The organism is Enterococcus sp. DIV1328a, from assembly GCF_050536905.1.
Taxonomy (GTDB): Bacteria; Bacillota; Bacilli; order Lactobacillales; family Enterococcaceae; genus Enterococcus; species Enterococcus faecalis.
Genome location: NZ_CP172912.1, coordinates 1143889 through 1160944, shown reverse-complemented (window position 1 = coordinate 1160944; position 17056 = coordinate 1143889). Strand labels below are relative to the sequence as shown.

Here is a 17056-nt window from a genome sequence, read left to right as displayed (position 1 = left end):
AATAGTCACTTTAAAAAAAGAGTTATTTTAAAAGTGACTTAAATATTTATCATATAAAAAAGTAAGGGACGAGAATCTTTACGATTCTCGTCCCTTACTTTCTATAATCCACAACGTTTTTAGTTAGAAGAATTCTTTTTTGCTTTTCTAGCAGAACGATCTTTTTGACGACGTTCAATTTTACGTTTTTTCTTATTGCTGTCTTCAATTGCCCAATTAATTTTTTTCTTGTATCCTGGTTTAATTTTTTTCTTTTTCTTTTTCACTAAACCAATTAACGTTGGGTCTAATTCTTCTCGAGATTTTTCTCGTTTTGTTCGACGGTTGCGATCATACGTCTCTACAATCTCACCATTTTTAATTTCTTTTGGTTTGAAAGAAACACCTAATTGCTCAATCTGAGTAATCGCTTCATCATCTGCTGGTGAATATAATGTTATGGCAGTCCCATTCAATCCATTACGTCCTGTGCGGCCAACCCGATGGATAAAGAAGTCCAATTCATGTGGAACTTCTGCATTGATGACATGTGAAACCCCTTCAATATCAATCCCACGTGCGGCTAAATCAGTAGCTACCACATATTGGTAGTCAAGATTTTGAACTTGACGCATCACACGTTTTCTTTCGCGTGGTGTAATGTCTCCATGAATTTTGGCAACTTTTAGGCCCTGATCTTTTAAGTAATCGGTGATTTCATCAACTCTTTGTTTAGTATTTGCAAAAACAATCGCTAAATAAGGATGCCCGATAGTCAATAATTGATAAATTATTTGATTGCTGTTTTTTCCTTTGGTGGAAATCAACCAATTGTCAATTGTTTCTGAAATAACTGCTTTTGGTTTGATATGTTCAATCACTGGATTTTCTAAATATTTTTTTAAGAATGGTCGTAATTTTTCTGGAATGGTTGCAGAAAAAACGAGCATTTGTAATTTTTCTGGCAAACGGCCAGCAATTTGATCGACTTCTGCTAAAAAGCCCATATCTAATGTCATGTCTGCTTCATCGACAACAAAGGCAAAAGCCGTATGCACTTTCAAGGCTTGTTCATTCATCATATCTAAAATACGCCCTGGTGTACCAATCACCACATGAGGTTGCTGATGCTTTAATTTATTTAATTGACGTTGTTTATCTGTTCCGCCAACAAAATTTGACACGCGAATTTCTGGTTGACTGAAACGAGCCAGTTGCTGCGCTTCTTGATAAATTTGATTGGCTAATTCACGACTAGGCGCAGTAATCACAATTTGTACTTCGTCGATAGTTGGCTTAACTTTATCCATTAATGGAAGTAAAAAAGTATGCGTCTTTCCACTTCCTGTTTGCGATTGTCCAATGACACTTTTCCCTTTCTTAATGATTGGGATTAATTTTTCTTGGACTTCTGTTGGTTCTTCAAACCCTTTTTCTGCGAGTGCTTCGTTGATAAAAGGTTGAAATTGAAATTGTTTAAATGAAGGCACTTGCCTCACCTCTTCTCGTTAAATTCTTTATGCACTTTGGCATTATAACACAAAAACAACTTTTACTCACCTGCTGATTCCTTTGTTTTCGCAACTTCTAATGTACTGACTGTATAAGTATGGCTGGCTTTTTCATAAAACAAACGCCGTTTTTTACGAATCAAGGTTAACAAAACGTTGATCAAAAACAGTAAATATAAAATTAAACAGAACAAATACAGAAGCAGTGACACCATTTGCAACATCCGATTAGAAGAATTCAATAAATCAGTGGCATTAGCTAGATAAATACTAATTAAGCCATACACAAAATACAAATAACCATAGCGAACAAACAAGGCTTTTAAACGAATTTTTTCATGTCCTGTTTCAACCACCCGAATGCGAACAACTTTTTTCCCTAACGTTTGACCATTTGTCAGTTTCATCATGACGATAAAGACCGCAAACACCATGATAAAGAACCACATCCGATCTGAAAAAATCGGATAATTGGTTGCCCAATTTTTATAAGCTGGAATGAAATTTAGTCCAAAAACGAGCAGGCCTTGCACAAAGCCAATCACCAACCAATCAATTCCCCATGCAAAGAAACGTCTTAACAGGCTAACTGTCTGCCCTTTTTCATAAGAGGTGGCATCAATTTCTTCTCTTGTTGGCAATAAAAAGGTAAAGAGTGGCGTCAACCAATAACCAACTATGCCTCCGACGGTATTATTAATTAAATCATTGACATCCGCCAAGCGATACGAACGTGGATAAATAAAATAAAGGCCAGATAACTGTGTTAATTCAAAAAATAATGACAATAAAAAACTCGCAAGAACTGTTTTTAAAAATGAACATTTGAAATAATACCGTAAATACACACCAAAAGGTAAAACTAATAAAACATTAAACAGTGGTTCTAAAACGGCATGCTGTTTTAATGCTGGCAAATACGTACTTGGATCTTTGAGCGAAAAAACAGTTTCGTTTAAAATCCCTGAAATAAAATGAAAAGGCCGCAGTTCCATTGTTGGTCCTGTGTATTGAGCCACTTCTGCCCGAGATGGCAAAGGTAAAATCACCAAGAAATAGGCACATAATAAATAAAAAACAAATGAATACAAAATCATTGCTCGTGTCCAAACAAAGGAACCATATTTGCGGTATTCATAGATTAATAATGCCCCAGAAATAAAAAATGCTAGAAACGGGAAAATAATGATTGCCCATTTAATTGGTTCGCTATATACTGCCATAAAAATTCCTCCAAGATAAACAATTTCAAGTATGAATGCCTCAATAACACTATACTTGTTTCTAAAAAAATGTACCAACAATAAATTTTATTTTGCAAATCCTCTCCTTTGCAGTATCATTAAGAAAAAGGAGGACGTTCTCATGTTACAGCCATATTTTGCGTTTGGAGTGCCGCTATTTTTACTTGTGCTCTACTTACTCTTTGCACTGATTCACCGTCAAACAACGATTCATTATTTACGGTTTATTTTGTTACTTATTTCAACATTTCTCATGGTTTTTAGTTTCCAAGTATTGCAAGAATCATGGACCATCAACCCTGAAACGTTAAAAGATGCCGCTTATTCTCCGCAATGGTTATGGATTCCTTTAGGTATCGGGTTAATCCTCACACTTTACAACGCTTGGCACGGCCTTCGTACAATGATAAAATACAAGACCGATAAACATTAGTAAGAGTCTAGGACGATGGTTGTGTCCTAGACTCTTACTGTCTCATCATTCAAATGAAATTTAATTTTTCTTAACAAACTCTGATTTTAACTTCATTGGACCAAAGCCATCTACCTTACAGTCGATGTTATGATCACCTTCCACTAAACGAATGTTTTTCACTTTTGTGCCTTGTTTAATTGCGCCACTGGCACCTTTAACTTTCAAATCTTTGATTACAGTAACACTGTCACCATCCGCTAAAAGATTGCCATTTGAGTCCTTGACTACTAAGCCTTCTTCTGCAACTTCTTCTGTTGGTGACCATTCATGACCGCATTCTGGACAAATAAATAATCCGCGATCTTCATAGGCATATGCCGACCCACATTCAGGGCAGTTTGGTAATTGCTCTGTCATTAACGTTCTCCTTTGTAAAAAATAATTCTTTTTCATTTTACCTTATTTTCTAGTGAATGAAAAGTAGTCCTAATGATTTATCAACGTCCGATAACTACTTTCTAATTACTTATTTATTTTTGAGCCCACTCTTGGCAAGCTGCTTGGATTTCTTGGTAAATCACTTCAATTTCAGCCGCATCACGGGCATTAGCGCCACTTGCCAAAGGATGGCCGCCGCCATGATGTTTTTTAGCAATTGTATTAATGATTGGTCCTTTGGAACGTAACCGAACGCGATAATAACCTTCCGGCTGTTCAACAAAGATTGCCCATGAGAGAACATCTTCAATTTTTCCTGGCATTGAAACAATGGCTGCCGTTTCAGAATCGACAATATCATAACTGTTTAAAATACTTTGTGGTAAAACGACACGAGCAGCGCCATTTGCGTCGATTTCTAAATTTTGATAAATATAACCCGCTAATTTAGCAACCTTTAAAGGCATTTGGTCTAACTCACGATTTAAGTCTGCGGCATTAAAGTTAAACGTACGCAATTGCGCAGCGACAGCGAGTGTATGCGCCGAAGTGGAAGGATAAAGAAAACGTCCTGTATCCCCCACAATCCCAGCATACAATAAACGAGCTGCATTATCTGTCATCGTTAATTCTGCTAAATGCTGTTGCCAAAAATCAACAATAATTTCACTACAACTACTTGCATTTGTATTCACCCAAACTAAATCTCCATAAGGTTCATCATTCGGATGATGATCGATTTTAATTAATTGATCGCCTAAAGAAAAACGCGCATCACTAATTCTTGGAGCATTTGCAGTATCTGTTACAATGACTAATGCACCTCGATAGACATCGTCAGTAATAACGTCCATTTCAGCTAAAAACTCTAAGCCTTCCACTGGTCCGCCTACTTGATAAATATTTTTTTCAGGAAAGCTCGCTCTTAAGAGTTCTGCTAACCCAACCTGTGAGCCAATTGCATCTGGGTCGGGCCTTTGATGTCTATGAATAATAATTGTTTCATATTGTTTAATTGCTGCCATAATTTCTTTTACTACGTCCATTCTTTGTAGCCTCCTACGTTCTCTCCATCACTTGGCAAACAACAATTGCTTTTGCCACAATGACATTTTCTAAATAAACTTCAATATCTAATTTTGCAGAGCGACGACCAATTTCTAAAATCCGTGGACGAATGTCCAATTCACTTTCCAACTGGATTAGCCGCAAATAATGTAGATTCACTTGTTCAATTAGTACATTTCTTTTTTGATTCATCAACATTGTTCGTTGTGTCACGTTAGAAATAATTTCACTTAGGACACCGAACGAGATGGTACCAACACTGTTAACCATTTGGGGCGCAACCGAAAAACGAAAACGGGTTGTTTCTTTGCCATTTTCTTCAACAGGCATCACTTCCCCGGAAATTTGATCTGAAATTGTATCTGCAATTTGTGGTTGTCGTTGCACCAATTGCATAGCTTTCATCACATCTTGGCGAGAAACAATCCCAACAAGCGCTAAATCATCTTCCACCACCGGCATGACTTCTAGACCATCCCAAATCATTTGATGACTGACACTCGCTACACTCATCATCTTTTTCACAACATTGGGATCCTTTGTCATGACTTTATCCACGGTTAAATGTTCACTTTTACCAATGACATCTTTGGCTGTGACAATCCCCACTAAACGTAATTTCTTATTTACTACTGGGAAACGAGAATGATGGGTACTTTCAGATAATGCCTGATAATCTGCAATCGTCTGAGTTGTCAATAAATAATTGGTTTTTTCAAGCGCTGTATAAATATCACTGACGAGTAAAATGTCTTTTTTAATCAGCTGATCACTTAAAGCACGGTTAATCATAGTAGCCACAGTAAATGTATCATATGTGGTTCTCAAGACAGGCATACCCAGACGATCTGCTAACTGCGCAATCTCTTCAGATGTTTCAAATCCACCTGTAATTAAAACGGCTGCCCCATTTTCTAAAGCAAGCTTTTGCACACCTTGGCGGTTACCAACAATCATTAAGGAGCCTGGAGTAATATATCGCGTCATCGCGGTTTCTGTCATCGCACCAATTACAAATTTATTAAGGACTTTGTCTAGACCAGAGCTACCGCCTAACACATCCCCTTCAATAATCCGGACCACTTCACCAAATGTTAATTTTTCAATATGTTTTTTTAACTTCCGCTCAATTCGTATCGTACCAACACGTTGAATGGTGGAAACAAGCCCAATATTTTCTGCATCTTTGATGGCCCGATACGCTGTTCCTTCACTAACACTTAAACTTTTGGCAATGCTTCGAACAGAGATTCGATCGCCAATTGGTAATTCTTCAATATGTTTTAAAATTTGATCATGTTTCGTCGCCATAATTTCCTCCTAAACTAGGATCGTCTCTCCTGGGTTTAATACTTTCCCGCCAACTACTTGCTCTACGAATATTGCTGGATTTTGTTGGATAACAGGAAAGGTATTGTAATGAATTGGAATGGTTATTTCGGGATTTAAGTAAGAGACTGCTTCTAGCGCATCCTCTGGTCCCATCGTGTAATTATCGCCAATTGGTAAGAACGCTACATCAATGGATTTGTCTTTTGCAAAAAGGCGCATATCTGAAAACAACGCCGTATCACCAGCGTGATAAATTTTTTTATCTTCTGCTTCTAAAATAATCCCACTTGCTTCGCCCATGTAGGTCATTACGCCGTCTATTTCATAACCGGAACTATGCAAAGTTGGCACAAATTTAACCGAACCAAAAGGAAAGACATAACGCCCACCTAGATTCATTCCATGCGCTTTTACCCCTTGCGACTGTGCATACGTAGCCACTTCAGCTATCGCAATAATTGTTGCCTTGTTGGCTTGAGCAATTGCTAGCATATCGCCAATATGATCGCTGTGTCCGTGAGTGATTAAGATGTAATCAGGGTGTAAATCTTCAAGTGAAACGTCCGCTAAAGGGTTGCCATTAATAAAAGGATCAAATAAAAGGTTCGTGCCGTCGTTTAGACGAATTTCAATACATGAATGTCCATGTCCTATCAGTTCCATTTGTATTCCTCCTACGGTATTTTCTACACACTCTTATGATAATTAATCGTCAAATTCATTCTTAAAAGTAGTACAGTTTAGTACAGTTTACTTTCTTTATTGTAACAGAGAATTAGAAATATACAATCGCATTTGCTTATTTTCTTAGCTAGTAAAGAAACAGACGAGAAAAATCATGAATCTTTCTCGTCTGCTTCTTTTTACTTATTTGGTTGTTTTCCGAAAACGTAAAATCGTTAATATAAAGGCCGCCACACATAATAGAAAGGCGACAAAAAAGGTTTCACGCATTCCCACAATAAATATATCTGGGCGATTAGCCAGATACGTGGTTACTCGTTCACCATAGGCTTCGCTCATACCACGATATAAAATGGTCGTTGACAATGCAATCCCAATGACCATCCCTAAGTTTCTAGCAAAAGAATTCATACTTCCTGCTACACCTAAATCTTGCTTTTCAACACTGCTCATAACCATTGTATTGTTTGGAGACTGGAAAAGTGCATTTCCCAAGCCCATAATGGCCGTTGCAATCACATAATACCAGATGGGCGAGTTCATATCTAAAAACATATACATTAACGACGTACAGCACAAGAGCAACAATCCGCCAAACGTTAAAATAGCTGGGCCAATTTTATCCGTCAAATAGCCACTCAGAGGAGCCCCAACCACCATTAATAACGGAAATACCATCATTAATAGACCAGCATAACTAGCACTTAGTTTGCGTGCATCCTGCAAATAAAATGGAATGACAACATTTACAAAAAAGTTTGAGGCAAAAATTAAAACGGCGGACAATAAACTTAATGTAAAAATTTTGTTTTTAAAAATTGCGAACTTAATAAGTGGGCTTTTTCTTTTTCGTTCAACCATTATAAATAATCCTAATGCGATTACTGCAATAATGAACAATAAATAGGATTGTAACGAGCCAAACCCGCTCTCTTGTCCGAGGAAAATCCCGCCGAAGAACGTCATAATCGCAATGGCAATACAAGCAAATCCTGAAAAATCGATTTTTTCTTTTGTTTTTGTAATATCTTTTGGTAGAAACTTTTCGCCAATTAAAATTGTAACTAGCCCCACAGGAACATTAATCCAAAAAATATACGACCAAGAAAAGTTTGATAAGATCAATCCACCAATCCCAGGACCAGCAATCGCGCCTAAAGAGACAAAGGCACCTACTGCACCAAGCGCCCGCCCTCTTTCATTTAAAGGGAATACTTCCGTAATAATTCCTGAATTGGTCGCCATGGTCATGCTAGCACCAATACTTTGAACGACTCGCGCAAATAATAGAAAGCTCAGCGATTGATTAAAGCCACAAAGTAACGAACCAATCGTAAAAATAACCGTGCCAATTCGATAAACTTTTATTTTTCCAAAACTGTCGCCAATTTTTCCAAATAATAATAAACAAGCACAGACAACCATTAAATAAATAGATACGACCCATTCCGCTTGATTCATGGGTACGGACATTTCTTTTGAAATAGTCGGTAAAGCAATATTTACAATGCTGGAATCTAATGTAGACATGAAGGTAAACATAGCCACAGAAACTAAGATCCACCAACGATTTTTCTGCACTTCAGAATCCTCTTGGTAACTTTTAATTTTCTCCATTGATTCATCCCCTCTCGCTCCAAAACAGTTTACTTACTAATAATAACTCTATTTCTTCTTTTTTTCATCGGAAATTTTCTAAAAAATCACTCATGAGATGTTCACCTTCTTATTACACGCTCGCAATTGACAACCATTCGCTTTTACGCTAATTTAAAATTAGCAAACGGAAAACACAAGGAGGACTTGAAATGACCTTAATTTCTCGCATTAAACAACTAGCTCAGTCAAAGCAATTAACCCTCGCCCAATTAGAAAGAAACGTCGGCATTTCCAATGGACAAATTCGTCGTTGGGATACCTCTTCGCCTAAAGTAGAGAATCTTTTAAAAATAGCAGACTATTTTTCTGTTTCCTTGGACTATTTAATGGGCCGCACCCAACAAACAGAGATCAATCATCAGGCACCTATGACAAGCACACAAAAAGAGTTACATATTCACATTACTACGGAAGAGTTAACAGAAGAAGAAATTACTCAGTTAGAGGAAGAAGCAAATCGTTTCTTGCGGTTCCGTAAATTTGAAATGACAAATTCTTAAAGAGCGTTCACTTCTCCTAGTCAATTAATAGCAAAAACTAGAACCTAAATAAAAAAACCACCACGACCGTCGTCTGTGGTGGAAATGAAGGTTGTTATTTACTCTTGGTAGGAGTAAGTATGAAAAAACCAATTCGGGATAATTGGCATAACGTAAGTATAGTGGTTTGTGCCTTTTTTATCATGAGTTTCAGCTATATTTTTTATAAAACTTTTATTAGAACACCATTAACAGTCCTTTATTTAGATTCTTTAAAGCGTTTTCTTTTATTGAACATATTGTTTTAAACATTCGATTTCCTGTGCTACACTTACTTTTAGAAGGGGGATTTTATTATGGCAAATCAAAAAAAAGATAGCTTATCAACATTATTTTCTGAAGAAGTTCATGGACCGTTTGTTACTTTCTTGTTTAACACCCATGTCGCTCATCAAAACGTAGAAAAAGATTCGCTTGTTTTGAAAAATTTTGCAAAAGCGGCAAAAACACGCTTTGAAAAAAAATTTCCTGAGGAAAAATGGGCTGTTTTCCAAGAAAAAATTGACGCACTTCTAGCTGATGCTTTCTTCTGGCGCAACGGCACAGCAAGTGTTTCAATCATCTTATCTCCAGAGAACACCTTTGTTCAACGATTAGATGTGCCCGTTGACGATCAATATTACGTGGACACGATTCCTTATTTACTTGGACTAGTCAAAGACAAACAATTTAACTACCATTATTACCTACTTGCTCTAAATCGTGATTCAATGAAACTTTACAAGGTTGATCATACGACTGTGACTCCTGTTGAATTGCCTAAAGACGCGCCAACAGACGTGGTCACAGCTTTAGGTGATGAATTAACGGGTGGTAATTTAAACTTTTCAACTCAAGGTAGTTCTAACGGTTCTAAAGAAGGTGTCGCTTATCATAGCATCAATACTAAAGATAAAGAAGTTGAAATTGATTGGGTGAACTACTATCAAGCAGTCGATACTTTCTTAAAAGATCAACTGGATAATCCTGAAAAATTACCGCTTTATCTTTATGCTTTACCAGAAAACCAAACACTCTTTAAAAAGATTGCTAAAAACCCTTATTATGATTGCTCAATTTCAGTTGCTGCTTCACCTGCACAAGCAACCATTCAAGATATCCGCAGCGCTAGTGAAAAAATAGCTGCAGAGTTAACAGAAAAAGAAACAGCTTCTTATAACAAATTACTAGATCGTAAATTCTTAGATCAATTTACAGATATTTCGCCAGCGGCAGCTGACGGCAAAATTTCCCATCTTTTTATTGCAACGTCACTCTTTGTTACTGAAAACAATGAAATGTCATCTGAAGAGTACGATCGCCGCAAACTTTTAAACACCATTGCTTACCAAGTTATTCAAAATGGCGGTCAAGTTTTTGTTTTAGACCAAAAAGCTGCACCAGATGAAAAATCTTTAGCGGCTATCCTCCGTTATTAAAAACAGGCAAAAAGCCCATTGTAAGAAAGCGCCTTACAATGGGCTTTTTTTCTGAGTCTTATTGAAACAGCACTATAACAGCCTTATCTTCACTTTCTAGTTTTTAAAAAACATCCGATAAAAAAGAAAATAAGGTTATCGCTATACAAAAACCAGTTAGTATGCTATAGTAATAGATGTAGTTTTTGTTCGGTAATATGGGTAGCTGTTTCAAATAAACATCTTCCACATTTTTCACCTTTCAAGTAATTGCAAAATATGAATGTGTTATAACACACATCTAGGAGGATATTTATTATGGAAACAGGTACAGTAAAATGGTTTAACTCAGACAAAGGCTTTGGCTTCATCACTGCAGAAAACGGAAACGATGTATTCGTACATTTCTCAGCTATCCAAGGTGACGGCTTCAAAACTTTAGAAGAAGGTCAAGCAGTAACTTTCGAAATCGAAGAAGGTCAACGTGGCCCTCAAGCAACTAACGTTACTAAAGCTTAATTAAACAATACTGACTCAAAAACCTGACGTTAATCGTCAGGTTTTTTTTTATAAAAAAAAGAACAAGAAAACTTTCTGAAACTAAGTGCTTCCTCTATTTTTTTTGAAGAGTTTTCGTTATACTGAAGAGGAAAAATGTTTTAAAGGAGTTTATTTATGCAATTTTATGGTGATTTAACCTTTTTAGGTGTTTATTTATTGGGTCTCTTTTTCATTCCCTCGTGGCGGAAAAAGAAAAAAGAACACGATTGGTTGCCGTGGATGTTTGGCTGGACCGTCTTTATGTTCTTCTCATATGTTTTATATTTAGAAATCATTCGTGGCACAGCCTTCTTTTTAATTCCCATTGCTTTTTTTGGCTTGTTTGCGCTCTTCTACTTCAAAGAAAAAAGGCGTTTACTGAATGGAACATTATTTAATATTTTTCTTGTGGTTCTAGCGACTTATTTAGGGATTACTGCGATTCGTACAAACAACTACTTTCTAATCACCTTAGCAATTATTGCCCTGCTGGCGATTTTTATCGCTTTGGCTTTAGGACTCTATGCCTTAATTATTTTCCTCTATTGGAATGCGGTCGTTGTTATGAGAAAAGAAGGTCGGTCTCTAGGGAACTTGTTGACGTTGTTGCTAGCAATTGGCTTAACATTACTATTAATTTATAATTTCTTTTTTCAATCGTTGTTACCAACTTGGCTCTCCTTACCATTAACTATTGCGCCATTTATTTTGACTTATTTCGCGTTTGTTTTTTATAATTTTTTAACTGTTTCTACGTTGTATCAATTTAATCAGCCAAAATATACACAGGATTATATTGTTGTGTTAGGTTCGGGGTTAATCAATGGTGAGATTGTGCCGCCGTTATTGCAAGCCCGCATCAACAAAGCCATTCAATTTTACAAGGCTCAAAATCGCGCAACGTTAAATCCACCAAAAATCGTCATGTCTGGTGGCCAAGGTCCCGATGAATTACTTCCTGAAAGTGTCGCGATGAAAATGTATGCTTTGACACAAGGTATTCCTGATGATGATATTTTAGTAGAAGCTCATTCAAAAAACACACTAGAAAATATGCGTTTTTCCAAAGAAACAATGATTGAGGATTTTGGAAATGCTAATTTCCAAGCCATTTTTACTACAAACAATTATCACCTTTTCCGAGCGGGTCTTTTCGCTCGAATGGCTGGCTTAAAAGCTGACGGCATTGGTGCAAAAACCGCTTTTTATTTTTTACCTAACGCGTTTATTCGAGAGTTCATCGCCATTGTAGTGATGTACAAACGCCGCCATATTATTGTTTGCGGCCTAGCTGCCATCGGTATGGTTATGTTATTCTTAACAGGATTGATTATTCAGTAAAGAAGGAGTTTCCCCTATGAGTTTGTATCAAAAATTTATTCAAAATGAACGTTTGCGACGTTTTTGCGTCCTTGCTTTGATTATTTTTGTGCTTTATTTATCCAGAAGCATGATTACAACAATTCTTTTAACATTTATCTTTACCTATTTAGCTGTTCGTTTGGTCCATTTTGTTCAACGCTATATGAAAATCCCGACGATTGTCATCGTTCTCTTAACCTATGCATTGGTTGTTTTTCTAATCTATTTAGCGATTACTAAATATGTTCCCGTTCTAGTTAACCAAACGACTCAAATGATTAATTCTGTAGTTGATTTTTATCAAAGTCCACATACAGATACAAATCAAGTATTGCAATTTATTGATCAATACTTGGAAAAATCTAACTTACTCTCTCAACTCCAGAATGGTGCTTCAATGATTTTACGCTACATTCAAGATATTGGTGCTGTCGGTTTATCATTTGTCATGTCCTTTATTTTAAGTTTCTTCTTTATGATTGAGAAGAAGCAAATGGCTGATTTTTCTAAGTTATTTTTAAAAAGTGATTTTGATTGGTTTTTTCAGGATATCTATTATTTCGCCAACAAGTTCGTTAACACATTTGGTGTCGTAATGGAAGCTCAGTTTTTCATTGCTGTGGTGAATACAGTCATTACTACCTTGGCCTTGGCGATAATCGGCTTTACTCAGTTACCTAGTTTAGCCATTATGATCTTCATTTTGAGCTTAGTCCCAGTTGCTGGTGTGATTATTTCCTGCATTCCGCTAAGTTTCATCGCTTATTCCCAAGGTGGCTTGAACGATGTGATTTATATCTTAGCTTTAATTACAATCGTCCATTTATTTGAATCTTACGTGCTAAATCCTAAATTCATGTCTAGTAAAACAGAGTTACCAATCTTTTATACGTTTGTCATTTTATTAGTTAGTGAGCGTCTCTTTGGTGTATGGGGACTTATTGTAGGAATCCCTGTGTTCACTTTCTTCTTAGATGTCTTAAAAGTAAAACCAATTCGTGGCCTGAAACGTCTACCTAATGTGAAAAAAAATAGTTCAGCAGAATAATTTCTGCTGAACTGTTTTTTTATTGTTTTCTTAAATCATTTAAAATAGCCAAGGCTCGGTCTTGGTTCATCGTTTTTTGACGTTTTAATTGTTGAGCGACTGCCTCAACTTCTTTACCAGTAGCTCCGACCGTCATCGCTAAAGAACGTGCTTGTAGAGCCATGTGTCCTTTTTGAATTCCTTCAGAGACTAAGGCCCGTAACGCCGCTAAATTTTGTGCCAAACCAACAGCCGCTACTACTCGACTTAGTTCTTTTGCATCCGTCACTGCTAACAAATCAGCGGCTGCTTGAGATTTAGGTAAGACTTTTGTGGCACCGCCAACCGTGGCTAAAGCAAGCGGAACTGAAATTTCACCAATTAGTTGTTCGCCATCCAGCGTCCAACTAGTCAAACCTTGGTAGCGACCTTCCTTCACCGCAAAAGCATGACAAGAAGCGCTAACAGCGCGTGTATCATTTCCTGTAGCTAAAACGACAGCTTCAATGCCATTCATGATCCCTTTGTTATGCGTGACTGCCCGATAAGGATCTAATGAAGCATAGCGTGAAGCTAAAACAATTTTTTCAGCAATTTCCCGGCCATTGCTCCCCTTACTTAAACGTGAAACTGGAATAGCCGTTTTCATCGTAACAACCGACTCCGTTGCGTAATTGCTTAAAATACTGAATAGAATCTTTTGCTCCGCAAACCATTCACGGAACAACTCGGCCACACCTTCCAACATAGCGTTAACGATATTTGCCCCCATTGCATCCTTAACATCTACTAAAAAGTCGACAGATATAAATGATTCATCAAAAGCACGATACTGCAAATCTCTTAAGCCGCCGCCCCGTTTAACGATAGATGGATAACTTAACTCTGCTTGTTGAAAAATTTCCGCTTCTCTTACTTGTAGTTTATCAATCAATGACTCGGGGTCTGCAATATCATAAAAAACGATTTGTCCACGCATTAAGCGTTGTTGACTCACTGTTTTAAATCCTTGTGCTATTTTTGCACCATTACTCAAAGCCGCAATCACTGAGGGCTCTTCTGTCGCCATTGGTACCAAATAATCAGTTTCGTCCACTGTTAAATGTAAGCCAACGCCCATCGGCACTTCTGTTTCACTGATTTGATTTTCAATCATATGATTAGCAATCTGCGAAGATAAAGCCGTATTTTCAAATTCTTTTTTTGTATCAGCAGAAATCTGGCCTTCATTAAGAAGAGAAGCCAGGCGTTCCTCAGGACTCATTTGATAAAATCGGCTGTTTTTTTTTTGCTGAGGTCTCTCTAGTAGCATAGCGAGTCCTAAGCCACCGCCGATACATAAAGAAGCCACTCCATATTTCTTTTCTTTTTGATTTAATTGATAACTTAAACTCGTTAATAAACGAGCACCTGTGGCACCAATCGCATGACCTAATGAAATACCGCCACCATAAATGTTGACCTTTTCCTCTGGTAAAGCCAGTTCTCTTTGGACCACGATTGAAGTTGCTGCAAATGCTTCGTTGATTTCATACAGATCAATTTCTTCCGTAGTAAGTTGATTGCGCGCTAACAGTTTTTGAATGGCTTTAATCGGCGAAATTCCCATATAGGCTGGATCAATACCGACTTCCACACTGTCTCGAATAATAGCTAAATAAGGAAGACCGTGTGCTTCGGCATATTCTTGTGAAGCAATAATCAAAGCAGAAGCCCCATCATTAATGGTTGATGCATTCCCTGCTGTTACAGTACCGTCTTCTTTAAAAACTGTTTTAAGCGTTCCTAGCTTCTCAACGCTCGAATTAGGGCGAATCCCTTCATCTTTCTCCACAAGCGTTCCTGATACTTCTAAGGGGGCTATTTCGTCAGCGAATATCCCTTCTGCTTGTGCTTGAGCTGCTTTTAATTGTGAATGTACAGAAAATTGATCTTGCTCTTCTCTAGTTACATGATACTTTTCGGCCACATTTTCAGCAGTTAAGCCCATTGCCTGACCACTAAAGGCATCCGTTAACCCATCATACATCATACTAGAAAAAGGCGCATCGTAGCTTTCTGTTTCGTAATTAAATCGTTGTAATTTAGGTGCTTGGGACATATTCTCAATCCCGCCAGCAATTAAAACTTCCGCTTCTCCTAATTGAATCAATTGTTTCGCCAAAATAACGGCCTTCATTCCTGATCCGCAGACCTCATTAACCGTCATTGCGGGAATTTCATGAGACAAACCGCTGTTTATTGCTATTTGTCGTGCGGGATTTTGGCCATTTCCAGCTTGTAAAACATTTCCAAAGATTACTTGATCAATTTCTTCAGAAATAGTGGAATGTCTTTTTAAAAGTTGTGTTGTAACATGTGTTCCTAAGTCTACGGCACTTACTTGACTTAAGCTGCCTTTATATTTTCCAATTGGTGTTCGTAATGCATCAATAATAACTACTGTTTTCAACTAAATGCACCTCCATCTTGAAATATATCATAAAATCCCAGAATCACAAGTGCCAATTACTGAATGTTAACAGACTTATAAGATATTTTTTAATAATCTATGAAGTTAATACAAAAATTCCCCATTTTGGTTCATTTCGTGCTATTTTATATAATGAATCTATTTATCGTAAAGGAGTTAAAGAAATGACAATTGGGATTGATAAAATTAGTTTTTTTGTGCCCCCTTATTATATTGATATGACGGCACTGGCTGAAGCCAGAAATGTAGACCCTGGAAAATTTCATATTGGTATTGGGCAAGACCAAATGGCGGTGAACCCAATCAGCCAAGATATTGTGACATTTGCAGCCAATGCCGCAGAAGCGATTTTGACCAAAGAAGATAAAGAGGCCATTGATATGGTGATTGTCGGGACTGAGTCCAGTATCGATGAGTCAAAAGCGGCCGCAGTTGTCTTACATCGTTTAATGGGGATTCAACCTTTCGCTCGCTCTTTCGAAATCAAGGAAGCTTGTTACGGAGCAACAGCAGGCTTACAGTTAGCTAAGAATCACGTCGCCTTACATCCAGATAAAAAAGTTTTGGTTGTAGCAGCAGATATTGCAAAATATGGCTTAAATTCTGGCGGTGAGCCTACACAAGGAGCTGGGGCGGTTGCGATGTTAGTTACTAGTGAACCGCGCATCTTGGCTTTAAAAGAGGATAATGTGATGCTGACGCAAGATATCTATGACTTTTGGCGTCCAACAGGCCATCCGTATCCTATGGTCGATGGTCCTTTGTCAAACGAAACCTACATCCAATCTTTTGCCCAAGTCTGGGATGAACATAAAAAACGGACCGGTCTTGATTTTGCAGATTATGATGCTTTAGCGTTCCATATTCCTTACACAAAAATGGGCAAAAAAGCCTTATTAGCAAAAATCTCCGACCAAACTGAAGCAGAACAGGAACGAATTTTAGCTCGTTATGAAGAAAGTATCATCTATAGTCGTCGCGTAGGAAACTTGTATACGGGTTCACTTTATCTGGGACTCATTTCCCTTTTAGAAAATGCAACGACTTTAACCGCAGGTAATCAAATTGGTTTATTCAGTTATGGTTCTGGTGCTGTCGCTGAATTTTTCACTGGTGAATTAGTAGCTGGTTATCAAAATCATTTACAAAAAGAAACTCATTTAGCACTGCTGGATAATCGGACAGAACTTTCTATCGCTGAATATGAAGCCATGTTTGCAGAAACTTTAGACACAGACATTGATCAAACGTTAGAAGATGAATTAAAATATAGTATTTCTGCTATTAATAATACCGTTCGTTCTTATCGAAACTAAGTATTTAAATCCCCCTATTCAATCAACAAAAGAGCTAGACATTCAAGTTTTTGCTTGAATGTCTAGCTCTTT

At 37.3% G+C, this 17056-nt stretch carries 15 protein-coding genes; 7 read left to right on the top strand and 8 right to left on the bottom strand.

Features of this window, described 5'->3' with window-relative positions:
- Positions 1-119: 119 nt before the first annotated feature.
- A complete protein-coding gene (locus IGL93_RS05635) occupies positions 120-1478 on the bottom strand; it encodes a DEAD/DEAH box helicase (protein WP_002385937.1) in 1359 nt (452 codons plus the stop codon).
- A gap of 53 nt (positions 1479-1531) precedes the next feature.
- Positions 1532-2713 carry a VanZ family protein gene (locus IGL93_RS05630; protein WP_002357739.1) on the bottom strand — a complete coding sequence of 394 codons (1182 nt, stop codon included), beginning with the start codon at positions 2711-2713 and terminating at the stop codon, positions 1532-1534.
- A 55-nt stretch (positions 2714-2768) separates the two neighbouring features.
- On the opposite strand from IGL93_RS05630, the gene IGL93_RS05625 reads away from it, so the two are divergent.
- Positions 2769-3167, top strand: coding sequence for a hypothetical protein (locus IGL93_RS05625; protein WP_002382283.1), 399 nt, complete (start codon positions 2769-2771; stop codon positions 3165-3167).
- A 60-nt stretch (positions 3168-3227) separates the two neighbouring features.
- Here IGL93_RS05625 and IGL93_RS05620 read toward each other — a convergent pair whose 3' ends face one another.
- The 5 genes from IGL93_RS05620 to IGL93_RS05600 form a co-directional block, all read right to left on the bottom strand.
- Positions 3228-3566 carry a zinc ribbon domain-containing protein YjdM gene (locus IGL93_RS05620; protein ID WP_002357741.1) on the bottom strand — a complete coding sequence of 113 codons (339 nt, stop codon included), beginning with the start codon at positions 3564-3566 and terminating at the stop codon, positions 3228-3230.
- 113 nt (positions 3567-3679) lie between these two features.
- Complete coding sequence (locus IGL93_RS05615; protein ID WP_002357742.1) at positions 3680-4633, bottom strand: DHH family phosphoesterase; 954 nt, start codon at positions 4631-4633, stop codon at positions 3680-3682.
- A 13-nt stretch (positions 4634-4646) separates the two neighbouring features.
- The gene (locus IGL93_RS05610; RefSeq protein ID WP_002357743.1) at positions 4647-5966 is read right to left on the bottom strand and encodes a DRTGG domain-containing protein; all 1320 of its coding nucleotides are present in this window, start codon (positions 5964-5966) and stop codon (positions 4647-4649) included.
- Positions 5967-5975: 9 nt separating this feature from the next.
- The gene (locus IGL93_RS05605) at positions 5976-6650 is read right to left on the bottom strand and encodes a metal-dependent hydrolase (RefSeq protein WP_284954775.1); all 675 of its coding nucleotides are present in this window, start codon (positions 6648-6650) and stop codon (positions 5976-5978) included.
- A 204-nt stretch (positions 6651-6854) separates the two neighbouring features.
- On the bottom strand, positions 6855-8288 hold the full coding sequence (locus tag IGL93_RS05600; protein WP_002366610.1) for an MFS transporter: 1434 nt from the start codon (positions 8286-8288) through the stop codon (positions 6855-6857).
- A gap of 191 nt (positions 8289-8479) precedes the next feature.
- Between IGL93_RS05600 and IGL93_RS05595 the strand changes: the two genes are divergently transcribed.
- From IGL93_RS05595 to IGL93_RS05575, 5 genes are all read left to right on the top strand, one after another.
- Positions 8480-8830 carry a helix-turn-helix domain-containing protein gene (locus IGL93_RS05595; RefSeq protein ID WP_002357747.1) on the top strand — a complete coding sequence of 117 codons (351 nt, stop codon included), beginning with the start codon at positions 8480-8482 and terminating at the stop codon, positions 8828-8830.
- A 335-nt stretch (positions 8831-9165) separates the two neighbouring features.
- Positions 9166-10287, top strand: coding sequence for a hypothetical protein (locus IGL93_RS05590; RefSeq protein WP_010775807.1), 1122 nt, complete (start codon positions 9166-9168; stop codon positions 10285-10287).
- Between the two features lie 297 nt (positions 10288-10584).
- Positions 10585-10785, top strand: a complete 201-nt coding sequence (locus IGL93_RS05585) for a cold-shock protein (RefSeq protein ID WP_002357750.1) — start codon at positions 10585-10587, stop codon at positions 10783-10785.
- A 156-nt stretch (positions 10786-10941) separates the two neighbouring features.
- Positions 10942-12147 (top strand): YdcF family protein, encoded by a 1206-nt coding sequence (locus tag IGL93_RS05580; protein WP_002382277.1) that lies wholly within the window; start codon positions 10942-10944, stop codon positions 12145-12147.
- Between the two features lie 16 nt (positions 12148-12163).
- A complete protein-coding gene (locus IGL93_RS05575; RefSeq protein WP_002357754.1) occupies positions 12164-13216 on the top strand; it encodes an AI-2E family transporter in 1053 nt (350 codons plus the stop codon).
- 19 nt (positions 13217-13235) lie between these two features.
- Here IGL93_RS05575 and IGL93_RS05570 read toward each other — a convergent pair whose 3' ends face one another.
- Entirely contained in the window at positions 13236-15647 is a 2412-nt protein-coding gene (locus IGL93_RS05570) for a hydroxymethylglutaryl-CoA reductase, degradative (protein ID WP_010775806.1), read from the bottom strand.
- Between the two features lie 185 nt (positions 15648-15832).
- Between IGL93_RS05570 and IGL93_RS05565 the strand changes: the two genes are divergently transcribed.
- Positions 15833-16984, top strand: coding sequence for a hydroxymethylglutaryl-CoA synthase (locus IGL93_RS05565; RefSeq protein WP_010775805.1), 1152 nt, complete (start codon positions 15833-15835; stop codon positions 16982-16984).
- Positions 16985-17056: the final 72 nt, after the last annotated feature.